The sequence below is a fragment of the Acutalibacter sp. genome (genome assembly GCF_056800975.1).
Genome location: NZ_JBQISV010000039.1, coordinates 1 through 19,799, shown reverse-complemented (window position 1 = coordinate 19,799; position 19,799 = coordinate 1). Strand labels below are relative to the sequence as shown.

The following is a 19,799-nucleotide window of genomic DNA, read 5'->3' as shown; positions in this document are numbered from 1 at the left end:
CCACTAAGCCAGCCAAAAGGATGGGAATGACCAGGCTCATGGGCGCCAGCGGCCCGCTATAGCCTGCGGTTGATTCAAGCAAAGCCCCTCCCCTGCAAGCCATGATTTGCCCATGAGCTTGCAGGGGAGGGGCTTGCTTCTCTGGGAGTGTCCGTTTCGGAGAGCTTTTCGTGTTCCCCCCGCCCTACGGGCGGGGGGAACACTGATGATTATCTCTGCGGTTGGGACACTCCCGCTTCTCTTTGTCCCTGGCCGGACCGGGAGCTTCGCGCCAGCTTCCTTAGCGTCTGGCCAGCGGCGCGTTCTGACCCGGGTAGGGAAAGTCTTGATGCAGGCCCCGCCCCCAAGAGGCTCGCGGCCTGCCCTTGGCCTCTGCCTGAAAAACGGAAGAAAAGCCCGGCACAGCTTTCGAGGGCCTGTGCCGGGCTTTTCTCTGTTTGGGGGCTCAGCCCTGTCCGTAATAGGCGTTTTCGCCGTGCTTGCGCAGGTAGTGCTTGTCCAGCAGCTCCTGCTGCATCCGGCCTGCCTCTGGATTCAGCATCATGGCGTGCCAGTCCATAAAGGCCACCTCCTCCATAACCACCGCGTTGTGCACCGCAGTCATAGGGTCGGAGCCCCAGGCAAAGGGGCCGTGGCTGTGCACCAGTACCCCAGGGACGTCCATGGGGTCCCCGCCCTGTAAGGTCTCGATAATGACGCGGCCGGTCTCCCACTCATAGCTGCCGCCAATTTCCGTAGGGGTCATCTTCCGGGTGCAGGGGATGTCTCCGTAAAAATAGTCGGCCTGGGTGGTGCCCATGGCCGGGATGGAGCGCCCAGCCTGGGCAAAGGTGGTGGCCCACCGGCTATGAGTGTGCACCACGCCCCCCAGGGCTGGAAAGGCCCGGTACAGGGCCAGGTGGGTGTCGGTGTCGCTGGAAGGCTTCCACTTTCCCTCTACCCGCTGGCCGTCCGCCAGACTGACCACCACCATGTCCTCGGGAGACATGCCCTCATAGGCCACGCCGGAGGGCTTGATGACCATAAGCCCCTTTTCCCGGTCAACGCCGGACACATTGCCCCAGGTAAAGGTGACCAGACCATGCCGGGGCAGCATCAGGTTGGCCTGATAGACCTGCTGTTTCAGTTCCTCTAGCATATGCTTCCCTCCTCTTGTTCTGGGAGGGCCCGCCCTGAAGTGTGTTGGAAAACGCCGAAATATGGTCTGTTTTGACCAGAAACGGTAGCTTCGGCGGCAAAAATCTCGGTTTCTTTCCTGGAAACCGCTCGTTCCCGGCCCAAAATCCAGCCTTTTTCCGGTTTTCAAACAGACTACAGGGTGGGCCTGTTTTGCTTTTAGTGAAGAAAAAGTGCCGCCCTGCAGGCGGCACCAAAACCGTGGCGAAGCTTATTTGGCAGCCTTGTTCTCGCAGGGCTGGTTGGCAATGCCGCAGCTGGTTTTGCAGGCAGACTGGCAGGAGGTCTGGCACTCGCCGCAGCCGCCGTTTTTTGCGCTCTCGCAAAGATTGCGGGTTTTCAGGGTCTTGATCATTTCCATGGGATATCCCTCCATCCATGCGCCGGAGCGATACCGACGTTTTTCCTGTATTATACCACGCCCCAGAAAAATTGTCAAGTCCCCCCGAGCGGCGGGGGAGCGTCCAAAGAAGGGGGGATGGAACGGCCTCCGGCCGCTTAGGAGCCTTGTCCCTACGAAAACCTATCACCGTTGAAAAGGAGGCCGAAGCTTGCTTAATACACGCTTCGATTTCAGAAGTCCCCTGGGCGGGGCAGAGGGGCTGGGGGGGTGGCAGCGGTTTGGGGCGGGAGACTTTTTGGGGCGCGGGATGGCGCGGTCTGCGGCCTTGCGCTACAGGCGTCGAACACCTGGCGGTATCCGGCGGCAAAAGCCACCGGCGGGCGTACTGCTTGCGGCCAACAAAAAACCGGACGGCACAGCCCAGGCTGTACCGTCCGGAGAGCTTCTTTTATGTCAGAGGAAGCGGAGTCCTCTTAGCGGGCCTGATAGCGGTCGTAAGCGGCCTGGGTGATCTCAATAGCGCGCTGAATGCCAGCGGTCTCCAGCAGGCCAATGTAGTTGTCCCACTCAGCCTCAATGTCCAGAGCGCCGCTGATGAACTTGGCGGTGTACTCCTTCACCACGCTGCTGGCGTCGGCGTAAATGGCAGAACGCTCTACCGCCTCGTCGGCAGTGAGGGACAGGCTGGGCAGACGCCAGTCGTCCTTGTGAGAGCCCCACACCGTGTAGCACTCCTGGTCTTTCTCCGGCACGTTCATCAGCTCGCGGGTCCAGTCAGACCAGTTGGCGATGGCGGAGGAGGGGCAGACATAGCTGGCAATGGTCTGGGCAGCGGTCCAGCCGTTCTCGTTGTTCAGCATCTTGTCGGTAAAGGTGATCTTCCCGTCCGCGTCATACTCAAAGGTGTCGCCCTCAATGCCATAGTTGGCCAGCAGAGCGCCCTCCTCGGTGAACAGGTAGTCCAGCCAGCGCATGGCGATCTCGGGATGCTCGCACTGGGCGGAGATGGCGGTGTTGCCAGAGATGTAGGAGTCCCGCAGGCGGATATGCAGCTCGTCGCCGGCGTTCTCCTTGGGTGCGGTGACGGGGATGAGGTACATGTCCTTGTCCTCAGAGGAGGACTCGTACAGAGAGGGCATGGTGTACAGGGCGGCGAAAGCGCCGGTTTTGCCGGTGATGACAGCGGTCATGTCGGCGGTGCGCTCGTCGGTGGCCATGAAGTCGGGGTCGATAAGGCCCTCGGCATACCAGTTGTGCATGGTGGTCACATACTTCTTCCAACCCTCCATGTAGGGGCCGTAGTTCACCTTGCCGGTCTCGTCCAGCTGCCAGTTGTTCAGCACGCCATAGCCGGCGGACATGGCGCCGATCTCGCCGTCGCTGCCGCTCCAGTTCAGCAGCAGGGCGGCGCTTGCGCCCATCTGGTCCTTAAAGGCGGCCAGCACGTCGTGCCACTGGTCATAGGTCTCGGGCACGTCCATCTTCACCTCGTCCAGCCAGTCCTTGCGCATCCACATGCCCAGCCAGGGGCCCTGCTTGCTCTGGCGCAGCTCATACACAGTGCCGATGCGGCCGGAGTCGGTCATGCTGGGCATCTCATAGTCAGGAGAGGACTTGCGGATGGCCTGGTAGTTGGGCATATACTCGTCTACCTTGTCGGTCAGGTCCAGGAAGTAGCCGTCGTCGATGGCGGCGTCCAGACCGTCGGAGTAGTAGGAAGCGCCCGCGTACATCAGGTCGGTGAGGTTGTTGGAGGCGATCATCAGGTTGAAGTTGGTCTGACGGTCCGCAGCGGCCACCATCTCAAAGGTGAGGTGCACGCCGGTGCGCTTCTCCATCTCCTGATAGAACTCGTTGTCGTTGTAGTCGGTCTTCATAATGGCGCAGTTGGTGTCGATGGAGGTCCAGTAGGACAGCTCCACCGGCTCGGTGGTCAGGGGGAGCTCCACGCTGCCGGGAGCGGCGGCGTTGCTCTCCTCAGGGGTAGACTCGTCCCCGTCCTCAGCGGAAGAGGCGTCGTCTGCGGTAGAGCTTTCGGACTGGTTGGAAGCGGCGGAGCTGCCAGAGGCGCTGGAGCTGCTCTCATTGCCGCCGCAGGCAGCCAGAGACAGGACCAGGGCCAGAGCCAGCGCCAGGGCCAGCAGCTTTTTGCAGTTGGTCATTTGGTTTTCCTCCTAAGTGATTTATTGTGCAATGGCCGCGGAAGCCCGGGCCTTTGCGGCTGTGTTTGTTACCCCTTGATGGCGCCGATCATCACGCCGGACTCAAAGTATTTTTGAATAAAGGGGTAGAAGATGAACATGGGCACAGTGGACACAATAATGGTGCAGTATTTGATCAGCTGCTTATACAGCACCGTGTCCGCCGAGTCTGACGAGTCCAGAATGGCTGTGTCCATAGACATGGTGTCTGAGGCCGTGACCAGAATATCCTTCAGCACCAGCTGCAGGGGGAACTTATCCTTGGAGCGCAGATAGATCAAGGCGTTGAACCAGGAGTTCCAGTTGCCGATGACATAGTACAGGATGACTGTGGCCAGGGTGGACTTGATGAGGGGCAGCATGATCTTGAAGAGAATGGTGAACCGCCCCGCCCCGTCCAGCATGGCGGACTCCTCCAGGCTTTCGGGCACATTGTTCAGGGCTGTGCGCACCAGAATGAGATAGAAGGCGCTCATGCAGCCGGGAATGATCAGAGCCCAGCGGGAGTCGTACATATGCAGGTACTGGGTGACCAGTATGTAGGTGGTGACGATGCCGCCGGAGAACAGCATGGTGAAGGAGATGAGGAACATGATGGGGTTTGCCCACAGAAAGTCCTTGCGGGACAGGGCGTAGCCGGCCATCACGGTAAGGAACATGCCCAGAGCGGTGGTGCCGAACACATAGATGAGGGTGTTGAAGTAGCCGCTCCAGATGTTCTGGTTGGCGAAAACCAGCTTGTAGCCGTTGACATTGAAGCCCTCAATCCGCCAGATGATGCCCGACTGGCCCAGCACCCAGCTGGCGTCGGAGAAGGAGGCGCAGAGCACATGCCACACCGGCAGCAGGCAGACCAGGATGATCAGGGCGAAGAAGGTGTAGTTAATGGCGTTGAACACCCGGCTGCCGGCTGATCTGTTTTTGACCTTTGCCATAGGGTAACAACCTCTCTTTCTGTTAGAATAGGCCGGACTCGGTGTACTTTTTGCTCACGGCGTTGGCAATCACCAGCAGGGTGAAGTTAATCACTGAGTTGAACAGGGACACCGCTGTGCCGTAGCCGTAGTTGCCCTCCTGCAGGGCCTTGCGGTAGATAAAGCTGGAGAGGATGTCCGCCGTTTCGTACACCTGGGGGTTATACATCAGAATGGTTTTTTCATACCCGATGGACATCATCTGGCCCACCCGCAGAATGAGCATGATCATAATGGTGTCCAGAATGCCGGGAATGGTCACCTTGAGAATGCGCTGGAACCGGTTGGCGCCGTCAATCTCCGCCGCCTCGTAGAGGGTCTGGTCAATGCCTGCCAGAGCCGCCACATAGATGATGGCGTTAAAGCCCAGGTTCTTCCACAGGTCCGAGATCACATAGATGGGCCGCCAGTTGTTGGGGTTGCCCAGCATGTTGTCGTAGTTGCCTGTTATGGCCCCCACTATGGACGTGATCGCGCCGTCCGAGGCGCAGAAGTCCATGATAATGCCCACAACCACCACCATAGAGACAAAGTAGGGCATGTAGGACACGGTCTGGATGGTGCGCTTGTAGCGGGTGCTGCTCACCTCGTTGAGCAGCAGGGCAAAGAGGATGGTGATGGGGAACTCAATGGCCAGCTGAAGAAAGCTGAGCACCAGAGTGTTGCGGATGACCCGCCAACAGTGGATGGAGCCGAAAAAGTCGGCAAAGTTGGCCAGGCCCACAAAGGGAGAGCCAATAATGCCAAGGTTGGGCTTGAACTTCTCAAAGGCCATCCACAACCCGCCCATGGGGATATAGTGGAAGACGATGTAGAACACAATGGCCGGCGCTACCATAATAAGAAGGGCCCAGTTCCGGTTGAAGTCCTTCCTGATGTTGGTCCAGCTGTACTTCCGGACCTTGACTGCGGGGGCCGCCGCGCCGGCGGTTTGTCCGCTGCGCTTCATAGCTTGCATCCATCCTTTCCAAGATGATTTTTGCAGTCCGCCTCCGGCCCGGCTCCTGGGCCCGCGGCAGGCGCGGTGCAGGGGGGCGGCGGGGAACATGCTTTATTGAGAAAATGATAAGACTTTATGAACAGATTGTAAAGGTCCAATAATTCGGGGGGAGGCAGCGCAAATTTTTGACAGGGTGAGGGGTCGGGAGCCCCGGAAAATCGGGGTTTTGCCCATTTTTGCGGCGGAGCTGGCAAAGGCTGCGCAAAAAATGGCAACAGGGACAAAGCCTCGGCTCTGTCCCTGACTGGGTGATATTTTCGTTGACTTGTTCATAATTCCCGGCGGCAGTGCAGCGGCTTTGGTGATAAACCTAGCCGTCAACATAGGATGGGTGCAAGTTTGCGTTTGCAATCCTGCAAAAACGCCAAGTCCCTCCCCTCCGCAAGCCTGCCCGGCGGTCAATGGGCCGACTGCTGAAAACAGCCGGTCGGGGCGAAAAAAGGCAGCATAAGCCGAAGCGTGTTGGGGGCGGCAAAGCCTGCGGGGGAGATGGTAGCCTCCTGAGCCCCAGCGGCGGCAGCTCTGAGTCCGGGGGCTGGGCCTGTCCCACAGGCGGATGGGCCGGGCTTATTCAGCGGCAATGTAGACTATGCCCACGCCCCCAGGGCCGATGTGGCTCCCGATGGCAGCGCCCACCTGAATCAAGTGCCGCTTGGGGACCCGGAAGCCCTTTTTCTTCAGCCGGGCGGCAAAACGCTCCCCGTTGTCCGGCGCGTTGGTGTACATAATATAAATAGGATAAGCCGGGTCCGGGGGAATCCTTTCCAGCTTCTGGGCCAGGCTGTCCATGCCCCGCTCAAGCCCCAGGGTTTTGGCGATGTTGGCAATCCGCCCCTGGGGGGTGACCTGAATCATGGGCTTCAGCCGGGCCGCAGAGCCCAGCACATAGGCCGAGCGGGCAATGCGCCCGCCCCGGTACAGGTATTCCAGGGTGTCGATGCAGGCGAACAGGGTCACCCGCTGCCGGAAGGAGGCCAGACGCTGGGCGATCTCTCCGCCCCCGCAGCCCTGGTCCCGCAGGCGGACCGCCTCCTCTACCACCATGCGCTGACCGCCGGTGGCGTTCAGGCTGTCCACCACCCAGCAGTGGTTGTTCCCGGCCTGCTCTTTAGCCATGCAGGCCCCGTGATAGGCGCCGCTCAGGGCGGAGGACAGGGTGACGACCACAGTCTCGTCCTCCTGCCCCTTGGCCAGCTCCTGCAAAAAATCCTCCGGAGAGGGCTGGGAGGTCCGGGGGAAGACGCCCCCGGCCAGCAGCTGGTAGAACTGGTTTTTGGTCAGGTTCTGGTTTTCCCGGTATTCCTTGTCCCCAAAGTACACAGAGAGAGGGACGCAGGCCACGTCCAGCTTTTTCCACTCCGCAGGCTCAAAGTCGGCGGCAGAGTCTGTTATAATGCGTACCACAGCGCATACCTCCTGAAGGTAATCTTGGCTCCCAAGGGTTATGATTAGTTAGGGCTTGTTTGAAAAATCGAAAACACCGTCTTTTTGCCCCAAAGCAGTCGCTTTCTGCGTCGAAAATTCTCGTAATACGCAAGTATTACTTGCGGTTTTCTCCTTGAAATCGCCTCCTTTGGACCAAAAATCCGGCATTTTCTCTATTTTCAAACAAGCCCTAACCTACCTCAAAAAATTTTTTTGAAGCAGGCGGCATCTCGATAGTTGTGCCGCCTGACTTGAAATCCGGCTTTGCCAATTTTAAGTGTGTTTCCTAATTCTGCCCTGAGAGACGGGCTTCTTTCCGCATATCTTCATCCTATTGTATTGCTTTGCAGGGGGATTGTCAAGAGGCGGCGCTGGCTGGGGCGTGTCTTACCGCGCATTTTACTATGATTCGCGTCTGAGAGCCTTGCAGGCTCTCCCAGGCTGCCGCTGCATCCGCCAAGCAGGCGGATGATATCCGCCCCCATCAAATCCGCGAAAGGAACACTTCCCCCCCTGGCTCCCCCCCGGGAAAATCCCCCTCGGCTCCAGGCTTCCTCTTGCGCCGGGGGGCTGGTTGTGGTAAACTATAAGAAAACCGTTCCCGCGGCTGACAGGAGGGAGTCCCCTTGAAAATCTACCACCGGCTTCTGGCCTCATATCTGATTGTCTGCATGATTCCCCTGCTCCTGTCCACCGCCACCATCATCCAGCTGGAGGGGAGCATCCTTCAGAACATGCGCCAGAAGCAGGAGGACGCCATCGACAGCATCCATCTGCGCATTGACCAGGACCTGAACGATGCGGCCAGCACCATCACCCTGCTGTCGGAGGAAATTCTCATCAGCAGTCTGGCGGAAAAGCCTGCCCTCAACGCCGCTGAGCTCCACCAGCTGTGCCGGCTTACCGACCTGTTCACCGCCGCGGTGAACCAGCAGGACTCCTATTTCCGCAGCTTCTGCTATTTTTACCGCAGCGGCTATCTGGTCAGCAACCGCCGCACCTACCACCCCAGCCAGAACGACCTGTTTGCCTGGGAGCTGGACGTGCCTGTGGAGGACCTGGACGCAGCGCTGAAGGAGAGCGGCGTGTCCCTGCGGGTCAGCACTGTGATGGGCAAGGACGGCCAGGGCTACATTCTGGTGCTGAAAAATGTCTACGACTCCCACTACCGGGAGAGCCTCTCCTGCGTGGGCATGGTTCTGCGGCTCAGCGACGGGATGTTTCCCCAGCAGGAGAGCGGCGGGGTGTTTGTGGCCCGGGAGGACGGGGGCCTGGTTTTTGGCGGACCCGAGGCACGGCAGCTCTGTCAGGCGGGCCTGCCCCAGGAGGACCGGGGCCAGCTGGTGTTGAACGGGGAGGGCTATCTTTATTCGCTGTACACCTCCCGGCTCAGCGGCCTGCGCTACGGCTACCTCTCCCGCCGGGACAAGGGCTCGGGGGAGCTGCGCAGGGCGGTGGTCCAGCTGGGGGTTCAGCTGGCGGCGTATCTGCTGTTTGGGGTAGGGGCCGCGGTGGTCCTCAGCCGCCGCACCTGGTCTCCCTTCCGCAGTGTGCTGCTGATTATGGACAAGCAGAACGCCAAGCCTGAAAGGGGAGCCAGATCCCTGCGAAGTCTGGCGGACGGCCTTACGGATTTTGCCCGGGAAAAGGAGACCCTTGAGGCACAGCTCCGCCAGCGGGACAAGCAGATGCAGGACGCCTGGCTGGCCCGGTATCTTCAGGGGCTGACCAATGACTCCCGGGCGTTGTCCCAGTACCTGGAGGACGGCCAGCCTTACCGGGTGCTGGCCTTTTCGGCAGAGGGCCCCAGGCCGGAGGCAGGGGCCTACGCCGCCCAGATGGCCGCTCTCTATCAGGCCATGGGGGAGATTCTGGAGGAGAGCCTGCTGGAAAAGCGGGCAGGTGTGGGCCTGGTGGTCAACGGCCTGCTGGCGGTGCTGGTGCAGGGGGAGGTCTCTCAGGAGGAGGGGGCCCGGGCGGCGGCGCTGCTGGGTCAGGCCCTGTCCGCGCCGGCAGTGTGCTATATCAGCGAGGCCTGCACCCGCCTTTCCGACGCGCCGGCAGGCTGGGACCTGGTGAGCCGGGCCTGGCGCAGCGACGCCTTCTGGCAGACCCGCCGGGAGCCGGGCGCCTGGTTTGCCAGCCAGACGCTGCAATATGGAGAGAAGGGCTCCTATGAGGAATTCCTGCGGCGGCAGAAGCTTCTGGCCGGCAGCCTCACCGGGGGCAGCGGCAAAAAGGCCCAGAAGTGCCTGGAAGAGATCATTCGCCTGGACCTGTCGGAGAGGGGCCTGCCCTTGGAGGTGGTTCAGCACCGGTGCGCCGCAGTGGCCGAGCTGCTGCTGCCGCCCCAAAGCACCTACCGGGACATGGTCGGCCTGACCAGACGGGCCAATGTGGAGGAGATGGAGCAGGCCCTGTGGGAGCTTTTCCGGCAGCGCTGCCAGGACCTGCCCAAGGACCCGGGAGAGGACCGGAACGCCCAGCTGGTGCAAAGCGTGCAGGCATACATACAGGAGAACTTCCGCAGTCCGGCCATGGGCGTGGGCACAGTGGCCGAGCACCTGGGCATGCCCCTCTCCACCCTGAGCCACCGGTATAAGGCGGCCGCGGGCCAGGGGGTGCTGGACACGCTGCACAGCTGCCGCCTGAAGGAGGCCAAGTGCCTGCTGGCCCAGGGCAGAACCGTGCGGGAGGCCGCGGAGCTGGCAGGCTACGCCGAGCCCCGGGCCATGATCCGGGCCTTCAAACGGTACGAGGGGGTTACGCCCGCCCAGTATAAGCAGGACGGCGGGGCTGAAACAGAGGTCTGACCGGAGGGAAAGGCGCTTTGAAGATTTTGGCAAAAAAATTCCATTTTTTTGAAAAAACCTATTGACAACCCTGCCGGTCTATGCTATAATATGGCCAGAACAAAAGAAAAACATGTTCTAAGCAGTCTCAAAAAGCTGACGTGAAGCCGGAAGTAGACGGCGAAAAGGCCGGAGCGAAAACGGCGGGGCGGAGAAGAAAACAGGCCGCAAATCCCAGTGCAAAAGCACAAAAACAAAGGGGGCAGGCGGCGGAGAAAGCGCAGCTTTTAATTACAGACGGAAAGGCGGAGGAGTCCCATGGGTCAGATAGAAGAACAGCAGTCCGGCGGACTTCGGTCCGCAAACTGAATATAGATGAAGAACTCCGAAAGAGGGGTGGGATGCAGGACGGAAGAGTTTCCTAATTCCGCAAACCAGCCAGGTATGGGTTCGCTTGAACGCCGCACTTTGTAGCTTAATAAAGCATATTCCAGATGGAAAGAGAACAAAGCGGGTCAGGTTCAAGCGGTAAAAAAATACCGGAAAACAAGGAGCTTAAGCCAATGGGCTGTCTATAATTTGCGAGGACTCGCAGAAGAATGAATTTCATCGTGTAAAGAAGAGCTCTCAGGGAAATGCCTGAGGGCTCTTTTAAATTACTGTTGACCATAGCCGGCCAGCGCGGCCCCTGCCGTCAACCGCCTCTACTGTGGGGAAATCTGTGCGCGGCCATCCCGATCTATGCTCCTGGCGGCTTCGATGCAAAGGGGAGAGCGGCCCCTGCCGAACACACTCCATCCGTTGGGATAATAGATTCAAGCAAACTGTGAGAATGCAGCAGACCCATGTGGGGGAAGGAGGATGCTGTTGAAACTTGAAAGCTTCGCATACATTATTGATTGAGCCGGGCGGTCATACTCTGCTATGCTATAGTAAACGCACTTGAAAATCCATATTTACCGATTTTCAAGCAGGGCGGCGTGGGCGTGCCCGTGCCGCCAAGTTCAAAAGAGGGATTACCTCTTTTGAACTATATATAGCAGCCCGGCGGTGTGGCCGGTCCAGGGAGCCCCCGGGGCTCCCTGGGGTTGCATCAGAGAATCAAAAGGAGCGCTGTAGTGTGAAAAATACGAAGAAAGGAACGATACCGGGCACAAAAGTCGATTTTTGCAGGGCTTTTTGTGCGCATTCTGTATCGCGTGGCGATTAACATGAATGATGTTTTGAACGAAATATGGAAAAACGGCCTTGTGCCGGTGGTCGGGGCGGAGCAGCTGCCTCATGCTGTTTCCATCGCTGCCGCCGTCCGAAAAGCTGGGCTGAACTGCGTGGAGGTCTCATTTCAGGGAGCGGAATCTCTCCACGCAATCCGGCAGCTCCATGCCGAATTTCCGGACATGCTCATTGGGGCGGGAGAGGTGCGGACAGGGGAGCAGGCGGACCAGGCCGCTGCTGCCGGGGCCTCCTTTGCGGCCTCTCCGGGGCTTGACCTCTCCCTGGCAGGCCACTGCCAAGAGCGTGGCATTCCCTTGATTCCAGAGGTGTCCTCTGCCAGCGAGGCTGCCCGCGCCGGAGACCTGGGTCTGGGCGCTGTCCGCATTTCACAGGCCGGGCCCCTGGCCGGGCTTCCGGCCTTTCAGGAATGGGCGGGGAGTCAGAATATCAGCGTTATGGTGGCCGGAGAGCAGCGGCCTGACAGGCTTAGGGACTATTTCGCCGAGACCAGGGTTCTGGCCTGCGCCGGGGCGTGGCTGGCGCCTGGAGAGCTGGTCCAGGAGGGCCGCTTTGGGGAGATTACAGAGCTGGCCCGGGAGGCCCTGCTGGCGGCTCTGGACTTCAGGGTGAAGCATATAGGCGTCAACAACCCGGACCCACAGACCGCTTTGGCAGGGGCCGGACTTTTTGGGTGGAGCTTTGGCTTGCCGGTGAGGGAAAAGGAGAATTCGGTGTTCGCCTCCAACGCTATAGAGCTTATGAAGCAGCCTGGTCGTGGGGACTGCGGCCACATCGCCGTGTCCGCCTCCTCTGTGCCCCGGGCTATCGCGTATATGGAGAGGCTGGGGGTCGGTCTGGACCAGTCCACGGCCAGAAGGGACCGGCAGGGCAGCGTGAACTTTATCTACCTCAAAGAGCAGATCTGCGGCTTTGCGGTCCACCTGGTGGACACAGTGCCGGACGTGGTTTGACCGCTCTGCCGGGCAGTCAGAAGAAAGAAAAAACGGTGTGGAGCCAAAAGGTCCCACACCGTTTTCTGTTTTCATAAAGACGGACAAAGGCCTGCCGCCTGGGGCTGCGCTGGCCCTGTCCAGGGCTTAAATGGTCTCTGCGTTGACAAACTGGCTGGTCCACAGGTCAGAGTAGAACCCGCCCTTTTCCAGCAGCTGGGTATGGGCGCCGGTCTCTACAATGTCGCCGTCCTTCATGACCAGAATCATGTCGGCATTGCGGATGGTGGAGAGCCTGTGGGCAATGGTAAAGGAGGTGCGGTCCTTGGTCAGCCGGTCCATGGCGTTTTGCACCACCTGTTCGGTGCGGGTGTCCACCGAGCTGGTGGCTTCGTCCAGAATCAGCAGAGGGGCGTCGTCAATCATGGCCCGGGCAATGGTGATCAGCTGACGCTGTCCGGCCGAAAGGCTTGTGCTGTCAGAGAGCGTAGTGTCATAGCCCTCGGGCAGAGACTGGATGAACCGGTGCAGGCCCACAGCCTTGCACGCCTCCACCACCCTTGCCATAGGCACGTCCTTTTTGCTGTAAACGATATTCTCCATAATGCTCCCCTGAAACAGCCAGGTGTCCTGCAGCACCATGCAGAACTGGTTGTGAACGTCCTCCCGGGTGGTGTCGCGGATGCTCACCCCGTCCAGCAGAATGCTGCCGCCGCTGAGCTCGTAAAAACGCATGAGCAGGTTGACCAGGGTGGTCTTTCCCGCGCCGGTGGGGCCCACAATGGCCACCTTCTGCCCTGGCCGGATCTGCGCGGAGAAGTTGTGAATCACCGTTCTCTCCGGCGTGTAGCCAAAGCTGACCTGCCGGAACTCCACAGCCCCCTTTGCGCTGCCCAGCAGAGGCTGTTTGCGGCTCTCGTCCTCCATCTCGCTCTCATCCAAAAAGGCGAACACCCTCTCTGCTGCGGCAATGGCCGACTGAAGGCTGGTGACAGACTGGGCTACCAGCCCCAAGGGCTGGGTGAACATTTTGACGTAGAGGATAAAGGCCACGATCACCCCAAAGCCAATGGAGCCGTTCATGGTCATCACCGCGCCCACCACGCACACAGCCACATAGCCGAAATTGCCCAGAAAGTCCATAATGGGCCGCATAATGCCGCTGAGGAACTGGCTTCGCCAGTTGGAGTCATAGAGCAGCTGATTCAGCCGGTTGAATTCCCGCCGGGAATCGCTCTCGCCGCTGAAGGCCTTGACAATCAAATGCCCGGCGTACATCTCCTCAATATGGCCGTTCAGCTCCCCCAGGTAGCGTTGGCGGTTGGAAAAATATCTCTGGCTGCGGTGGATGAGCCGGTTCATCAGATAGAAGCCCACCAGGCTGGAGCCCAGGGCAATCAACGCCAGCCAGAGATTGGTCAGCAGCATCATAATGGCTACGCCGATAAAGGTGGCCGCCGCTGTCACCACATCCACCACCCCGTGGCTCAGGCTCATGCCAATGGTGTCCACATCATTGGTCACTCGGCTGAGCAGGTCGCCAAAGGAGGAGTGGTCGAACCGGCTCAGGGGGATTCGGTTCAGCTTGCGGGAGATGTCGTTGCGCATGTGCCGCATAACGCTCTGGGTGGTGCTCACCAGGCTGATCCCCTGAATAAAGGCCAGCCCGGAGGAGAGCAGGTAAAACAGCAGCACCGCCGCGCTGATAGCCAGCACCTGCCGGGTGTCCAGCGCGCCGGTGTCCATGCCCTCCTCGATCAGGCTGGTGATGCGGTTCATGCCGTCCGGGGCGAACAGGGTGAGTATCACGCTGACCACAGCGCAGGCCAGAGCGGCGCAAAGGGGAACGATGAATTTGCGCAGGTACTGGACCAGCATCCGCAGGGTGCCCTTCATGTCCTTGGGCTTTTCGATCATCCGCATGGGCCCGCGCATACGGGTGTTGGTCATTTTTGCCTGGCCCAGTTGATAAGTATTCTTCGCCATTATTGCAGCTCCTCCTCACTGAGCTGGGTATACGCGATCTCTCTGTACAGCTCGCATGATTTCATCAGCTCCTCATGAACGCCCATGCCGGCCACCCGGCCCTCGTCCAGAACAATAATCTTGTCCGCGTCCCGAATGGTGCCAATGCGCTGGGCGACGATCAATGTGGTGACGCCGGCGGTCTCCCGTTTCAGCGCCGCCCGCAGGGTCTGGTCGGTTTTGTAGTCCAGGGCGGAGAAGGTGTCGTCGAACAGGTAGACCTCCGGCCTGCGGAATACAGAGCGCGCCACGCTGAGCCGCTGCTTCTGTCCGCCGGACACATTGACGCCGCCCCGGGCAATGGGCGCGTCATAGCCGCCCTCCATGGCCTCCACAAAGCTCTTTGCCTGGGCAATCTCCACAGCCTGCCTCACCGCCTCCTCCGGGTCCGGGTGGTCCGGGCCCTCGCCATAGCGGATGTTGGAGGACACTGTTCCGGTAAAGAGCACGGCCTGCTGGGGGGCGTAGCCCAGCTTGCCCCGCAGGGCCTTCTGGGTGTACTCCCGCACATTTCTGCCGTCCAAGAGAACCTCTCCTGCGGTGGCGTCATAGAAGCGGGGAATCAGGTTCACCAGCGTGGACTTTCCGCTGCCGGTAACGCCGATCAACGCCACGGTCTCGCCCTGGCGGGCTGTAAAGGAGATATCATGAAGCATGTCCTCGTCGGTTCCGGGATAGCGGAAGCTCACATGCCGGAACTCCAGCACGCCGGCCAGGCCCTCCCGGCCCTCCTGGGCGTCGCCGTCCTGGATGGAGGGGACCGTGTCCAGCAGCTCGTTGATTCGGGCGGCGCAGACAGAGGCCCTGGGGAGCTGCATGAAAATAAAGTTGAGCCCCATAAACGCAAACAGGATTTTGCTGGCATAGGTGGAAAAGACCACCATGTCAGAGAAGGTGTCAATGGCGGCGGTTGTGCCAAGGGCCTGCACAATCAGAAAGCTGCCGGTGCAGTAGATGCCCACCGTGAGGCCGTTGTTCAAAAAGCGCATGACCGGGTGCATCACGCTCATGGCGCGCTGGGCCTGCAGGTGGTTGTTCGTCAGGCGGTCGTTGGCCCGGGCAAATTTCTCCTCCTGATACGCCTCCGCGTTATAGGCCCGCACCACCCGAATGCCGGTGAGGTTCTCCCGCATGGCCTGGTTCAGGCCGTCGGTCAGGGCCTGCAGCCTGCGGAAGCGGGGGTGGGCATAGGTGATGATAAAGGCCACCACGCACAGCACCACAACCACCGCGCCGGTGGTCAGGGCTGTCCACTGCCAGTGCTTGGCAGAAATTTTTGCCAGGGCCAGCCCCACGGTGACAGGGGCCCGGAGCATCATGGTGAACCCGCCGGAAATGAAATTCTGAATCTGGGCCACGTCGTTGGTCGAGCGGGTAATCAGAGACGAGGTGGTGAAGCGGTCGATCTCCTCCAGGGAGAAGGACTCCACCGCGTCGAAAAGGGCGCTGCGGAGATTTCTGGAAAAGGTAGCCGCCAGCCTTGCGGTGGCAAAGCCTGACAGAAAGGTCAGGCCCATGCTGAGCAGGCTGCAGCCCAGCATCAGGCCCCCGGCAAGCCAGATCTCCGAAAGCCTGCTGCCTGGGGTCTTCACCAGCCGGGTGATGGCAGACATGTAGTCAGGCACCTTCAGGTCGGTGTAGGCCTGGCCGATTACCAGCAAAACGCCGGTGATGAGCAGGCCCCATTCGGTCCTGCCCATCCGCTTGAAAATTTTTAGCATTTTTTGCCTCCTTCTTCTCTGGGCAACACATGTTCCCACTTTTCAATGATATACCTGTCCATCTTACCTGAGGGGGGATAAAATACCAATCAAAAATAACAGCTTCTTTTTGGATTTCGTAACCTTTTAAAAGGCGGCTTGAGACATTATTGAAAGACTTTTCCGCTTTTTTTGTTGAAAACCGCCGCGCCAGCCAGTATACTGAATGGTATGAAACCAAAACAGGGAGGAATCGGCTATGAAAAAGCAGGAGGTCATTGACCGGATATTGGCATACCATCCGCAGCTGCCAGACTACCGCGGCTGCGACGGCTGGAAGGCAGGGGACAGGGACAGCCAGTGCACAGGCGTGGCGACGGCATTGTCCCCCACCATGAACGTCATCAGAAGGACGGCAGAGCTGGGGGCCAACCTGATTGTGGTTCATGAGCCCACCTTCTACACCTCTTTGGACGAGCCCGGCTGGTTTGAGGACTTTCCCAACCAGGTGTATGAGGAAAAACAAAGGCTGCTGGAGGAGCACGGCATTTCTGTCTGGCGGGACCACGACCACATGCACGCCCACGACCCAGACGGCATTTTCACCGGGGTGCTGAAGTACATGGGCTGGGCGGAGAACGCCCGGGCGGAGGCCTCCGACGCGTCTCCCTTTTCGCATTTTCTGGTGGACATTCCAGAGACCACGGTGGAGGAGCTGTGCCGGAGTATCAAGGAGACCCTTGGCCTGAACGGCCTGCGCTATGTGGGCGACCCTGCCGCCCGGGTGAAGTCCTTGGCGCTGGTGGGGCATTTGTACCCCATGGGGGGCCGGGCCCTGCGCAGAGACGGCAAGCCCAAGGAGTACAGCGTGCAGATTATCGACACCCTGGAGCGCAAGGCGGACGTGATTCTGCCGGGAGAGGTGATTGACTGGACGGTGCTCTCTTATGTGCGCGACGCCGCACAGCAGGGCCGGGCCAAGGCGGTCATCAATATGGGGCACTTTAACTGGGAGGAGCTGGGAATGCGCTATGCCCAGGAGTGGCTCTCACGGCTGTTGGAGGAGCGGCTGCCTGTGACCTATGTGCCCAGCGGGGACATGTACCGGTATATTTAAGGCTCCGCAACAGGCCATAACAAGGGAGATAACAAGTTCTAAGGCAACACCGCACAAAGATTGCGCGTGAGTTGCGCAGTCAATTTTTTCGTCAGAGTGTACAGATTGAGTGTAGCCAATCTAGGGATTGACAAGCGAGAGCTGTGCGCTATGACGGGAAAAGTGCAAGCAAATCACGTGCAAAGGCCGTAGGCCGGTCTTTGCGCGGTGCTGCCCTAAGATAAGAGAACGCGCCAGAAGCCGGCAGGTCCGGCTTCTGGCGCGTTCTTTTGCGGGCATGGGCCACAGGCGATTTTATCAAAAGGCAAGGAGATTTTTTTTAATGAATTCCCCGGCGAAATTTTGTATGATAAGGCCATGAAATATATATAACCAGCAAAGGAGAAGGATCATGAGTAAGTTGAAGATTGGTTTTATCGGCTGCGGAGGAATTGCCAACGACAAGCACTTTCCCGGCATGGCCACCCAGCGGGACAGGATCGATATGTACGCGTTCTGCGACATTATCCCCCAGCGGGCCCAGGAGGCCTGCGACAAGTACGGCTGCGAGGGGGCCAAGGTGTTTGCCGACTACCGGGAGCTGCTGAAGGACCCCGACATTTTTGCCGTGCATGTTCTCACCCCCAATGTCAAGCACTGTGAGATATCGGTGGCGGCCATGGAGGCGGGCAAGCATGTCATCTGCGAAAAGCCCATGGCGGCTACCTATGCGGACGCTATGAAAATGTATGAGACCCACCAGCGCACCGGCAAGCTGCTGACCATTGGCTATCAGTACCGGCACATGGACCAGAACAAGGCCATGAAGGCATATGTGGACACCGGAGCTCTGGGAGAAATCTACTATGCCGAGGCCACTGCCTGGCGGCGGCGGGGCATACCCACCTGGGGCGTTTTCACCAATAAGGCCGAGCAGGGCGGGGGTCCGCTGATTGATATGGCTACCCACGCCCTGGACCTGACCCTGTGGATGATGGGCAACTACGAGGTTGCCAGCGTGACCGGCGCCGCTTTTGACAAGATTGGCCCGGTGGCTGCTGTGGACGAGATGGGCAACGACTTTGGCAACTGGGACCCTGCCAAGTATGAGCTGGAGGACTCGGCCTTTGGCTTTGTGCGCATGAAGAACGGCGCGCTGATCAATGTGCGCTGCTCCTGGGCCATGAACATCATCCCGGTAGAGGGCATGGTGCGCCTGTGCGGCACCAAGGGGGGCGTAGACGCCAACAACGGCCTGGTGGCAAACCATGTGGTTGCCAACCGCAAGGTGGATACCGCCATTGCCACCAGGGGCTTCCGGCCCAGAATGGCCAACACCATTGACCGCAACCCCATGGTCATGCCCGACGAGGCCGAGGCAAAAATCTGGGTGGACGCCCTGTGCGGCCAGGGGGAGCTGTTCGTTACGCCGGAGCAGGCCCTGACTGTCACCAAGGTGCTGGACGCCATCTATGAGTCTGCCAGAACAGGAAAGACGGTGTACTTCGACTGAGAAGGAGGCGGCTATGAATAAAACAAGGCTTGAGAAGCTGGGAAGCTGGGCTGAAAAAAACGCCCGGGAATGTATTTTCCCCTTCTGGACCAGCGAACATATTGTGGACCATGAGAACGGCGGCTTTTATGGCAGAGTCACCCTGGACATGCAGATAGACAATACAGAGCCCCGGGGCCTGACCCTGGCCGGGCGTATGCTGTACGCCTTTTCCACAGCATACCGGGCGCTGGGCGACCCCCTCTATCTGGAAAAAGCCGGGTATGCCTTCCGGGACCTGGCGGGGCGGTTTTATGACAAGGAGTTTGGGGGGGCATATATCTCTGTCTCGGCACAGGGAGAGGTGCTGGACGATTCCAAGCCCAACTACTGCCAGGCCTTTCTGATTATGGGCTGCGCGGCCTATGCCAGAGCCTCCGGCGACCAGGAGGCCCTGCGCATAGCCAACGAGGCCTTTGAGCGGATGGAGGCAAGGGTGAAATTCGCCCCGGGCTGCTACCACGGCAGCATGACCCGGGACTGGCGGGTCCAGGAGGGCAGCGGCCTGGGAAAGGGCCGGGGAATGAAGCTGCCCCAGGGGGCGGTGATGTTCCCCCACCATCTCTGCCAGGCCTATGTGCAGTTGTTTGAGGCCACCGGCAGCCCCCGGGTAAAGGCGGCGCTCAAAGAGATGGCGGAGCTGATTGTGGACAAGCTCCACGACCCGGAGCAGCACAACCTGAAATCCATCATCGACCCGGAGGGCCGGCGGGTGGGAAGCCACCAGAGCTATGGGCACGACTGCGAGATCGGGTATCTGGCGCTGAAGGTGGCGGAGCTGGTAGGGGACGACAGTCTGACAGCCAGAATGAAGGCAGTGTGCACCGACATATTGGAGCAGGTGCGGGACAAGGACTTTGACCCCTACGGGAGCCTTTACAATGGCTGCGACCTGTCCACAGGGGAACGCCAGCCCAGCCATGTGTGGTGGGCTCAGGCCGAGGCAGTGACCGCCATGCTGTGCGGCTATGAGCTGACCGGCAGCGAGAGCTTTCTGGACGCCTGCGAGAGGCAGGTGCGGTTTATTGAAGCCTACTTTGTAAACCGGGAGCACGGGGACTGGTACAACAATATCCTGGTGGATGAGGACGGCGGGCATGTGGTAGACGGTATGCACGGCTTTGACAAGCTCAACGGCGGCAAATGCCCCTTCCATAACTCTCAGATGTGCTTTGAGGTGATGGAGCGGACAAAGCGTCTGGTAGAAAAGGAGGGGCAGGCATGAAGGATATCTATCTGATCACCGCCTCCTTTGTGGGGGAGATCCAGCGAGACTTCCTGGGCTACCTGGACATGACCCGGCGGGCCGGATACCGGGGCATTGAGCTGTTCCGCTGCCCCTATGACCAG

At 59.6% G+C, this 19,799-nt stretch carries 13 protein-coding genes; 5 read left to right on the top strand and 8 right to left on the bottom strand.

The genetic code is table 11. The features are described from left to right. Nucleotides 1-445: 445 nt before the first annotated feature. The 6 genes from araD to ACTO5E_RS06085 form a co-directional block, all read right to left on the bottom strand. The gene (gene araD / locus ACTO5E_RS06110) at nt 446-1,138 is read right to left on the bottom strand and encodes an L-ribulose-5-phosphate 4-epimerase (protein WP_482302449.1); all 693 of its coding nucleotides are present in this window, start codon (nt 1,136-1,138) and stop codon (nt 446-448) included. 249 nt (nt 1,139-1,387) lie between these two features. After that, a complete protein-coding gene (gene scfA / locus ACTO5E_RS06105; protein WP_482302448.1) occupies nt 1,388-1,537 on the bottom strand; it encodes a six-cysteine ranthipeptide SCIFF in 150 nt (49 codons plus the stop codon). Nucleotides 1,538-1,992: 455 nt separating this feature from the next. After that, entirely contained in the window at nt 1,993-3,681 is a 1,689-nt protein-coding gene (locus tag ACTO5E_RS06100; RefSeq protein WP_482302446.1) for an extracellular solute-binding protein, read from the bottom strand. A 68-nt stretch (nt 3,682-3,749) separates the two neighbouring features. Beyond that, the gene (locus ACTO5E_RS06095) at nt 3,750-4,655 is read right to left on the bottom strand and encodes a carbohydrate ABC transporter permease (RefSeq protein ID WP_482302444.1); all 906 of its coding nucleotides are present in this window, start codon (nt 4,653-4,655) and stop codon (nt 3,750-3,752) included. Nucleotides 4,656-4,677: 22 nt separating this feature from the next. Next, nucleotides 4,678-5,643 carry an ABC transporter permease gene (locus ACTO5E_RS06090; RefSeq protein WP_482302442.1) on the bottom strand — a complete coding sequence of 322 codons (966 nt, stop codon included), beginning with the start codon at nt 5,641-5,643 and terminating at the stop codon, nt 4,678-4,680. A 618-nt stretch (nt 5,644-6,261) separates the two neighbouring features. Beyond that, nucleotides 6,262-7,098, bottom strand: a complete 837-nt coding sequence (locus tag ACTO5E_RS06085) for a DegV family protein (protein ID WP_482302440.1) — start codon at nt 7,096-7,098, stop codon at nt 6,262-6,264. 647 nt (nt 7,099-7,745) lie between these two features. Here ACTO5E_RS06085 and ACTO5E_RS06080 point away from each other — a divergent pair. Continuing rightward, nucleotides 7,746-9,932 (top strand): helix-turn-helix domain-containing protein, encoded by a 2,187-nt coding sequence (locus ACTO5E_RS06080; protein ID WP_482302439.1) that lies wholly within the window; start codon nt 7,746-7,748, stop codon nt 9,930-9,932. Nucleotides 9,933-11,092: 1,160 nt separating this feature from the next. Further along, a complete protein-coding gene (locus tag ACTO5E_RS06075; protein ID WP_482302437.1) occupies nt 11,093-12,097 on the top strand; it encodes a bifunctional 4-hydroxy-2-oxoglutarate aldolase/2-dehydro-3-deoxy-phosphogluconate aldolase in 1,005 nt (334 codons plus the stop codon). Nucleotides 12,098-12,223: 126 nt separating this feature from the next. Here the strand turns inward: ACTO5E_RS06075 and ACTO5E_RS06070 are convergent, their stop codons facing one another. Then, a complete protein-coding gene (locus ACTO5E_RS06070) occupies nt 12,224-14,062 on the bottom strand; it encodes an ABC transporter ATP-binding protein (protein WP_482302435.1) in 1,839 nt (612 codons plus the stop codon). After that, entirely contained in the window at nt 14,062-15,822 is a 1,761-nt protein-coding gene (locus ACTO5E_RS06065; RefSeq protein ID WP_482302433.1) for an ABC transporter ATP-binding protein, read from the bottom strand. Before ACTO5E_RS06065 ends, ACTO5E_RS06070 begins: the two co-directional genes overlap by 1 nt. A 238-nt stretch (nt 15,823-16,060) precedes the next feature. Here ACTO5E_RS06065 and ACTO5E_RS06060 point away from each other — a divergent pair, with 238 nt between their 5' ends. From ACTO5E_RS06060 to ACTO5E_RS06050, 3 genes are all read left to right on the top strand, one after another. Beyond that, nucleotides 16,061-16,918 (top strand): Nif3-like dinuclear metal center hexameric protein, encoded by an 858-nt coding sequence (locus ACTO5E_RS06060; protein ID WP_482302432.1) that lies wholly within the window; start codon nt 16,061-16,063, stop codon nt 16,916-16,918. A gap of 391 nt (nt 16,919-17,309) precedes the next feature. After that, nucleotides 17,310-18,410 carry a Gfo/Idh/MocA family protein gene (locus ACTO5E_RS06055; RefSeq protein WP_482302430.1) on the top strand — a complete coding sequence of 367 codons (1,101 nt, stop codon included), beginning with the start codon at nt 17,310-17,312 and terminating at the stop codon, nt 18,408-18,410. Nucleotides 18,411-18,423: 13 nt separating this feature from the next. Then, nucleotides 18,424-19,674, top strand: coding sequence for an AGE family epimerase/isomerase (locus ACTO5E_RS06050; protein ID WP_482302428.1), 1,251 nt, complete (start codon nt 18,424-18,426; stop codon nt 19,672-19,674). The last annotated feature ends 125 nt before the right edge of the window (nt 19,675-19,799 follow it).

Coding starts and splice junctions, on each gene's coding strand:
- araD (WP_482302449.1), bottom strand. CDS start 1,138: ATGCTAGAGGAACTGAAACAGCAGGTCTATCAGGCCAACCTGATGCTG.
- scfA (WP_482302448.1), bottom strand. CDS start 1,537: ATGGAAATGATCAAGACCCTGAAAACCCGCAATCTTTGCGAGAGCGCA.
- ACTO5E_RS06100 (WP_482302446.1), bottom strand. CDS start 3,681: ATGACCAACTGCAAAAAGCTGCTGGCCCTGGCGCTGGCTCTGGCCCTG.
- ACTO5E_RS06095 (WP_482302444.1), bottom strand. CDS start 4,655: ATGGCAAAGGTCAAAAACAGATCAGCCGGCAGCCGGGTGTTCAACGCC.
- ACTO5E_RS06090 (WP_482302442.1), bottom strand. CDS start 5,643: ATGAAGCGCAGCGGACAAACCGCCGGCGCGGCGGCCCCCGCAGTCAAG.
- ACTO5E_RS06070 (WP_482302435.1), bottom strand. CDS start 14,062: ATGGCGAAGAATACTTATCAACTGGGCCAGGCAAAAATGACCAACACC.
- ACTO5E_RS06065 (WP_482302433.1), bottom strand. CDS start 15,822: ATGCTAAAAATTTTCAAGCGGATGGGCAGGACCGAATGGGGCCTGCTC.
- ACTO5E_RS06060 (WP_482302432.1), top strand. CDS start 16,061: ATGAAAAAGCAGGAGGTCATTGACCGGATATTGGCATACCATCCGCAG.
- ACTO5E_RS06055 (WP_482302430.1), top strand. CDS start 17,310: ATGAGTAAGTTGAAGATTGGTTTTATCGGCTGCGGAGGAATTGCCAAC.
- ACTO5E_RS06050 (WP_482302428.1), top strand. CDS start 18,424: ATGAATAAAACAAGGCTTGAGAAGCTGGGAAGCTGGGCTGAAAAAAAC.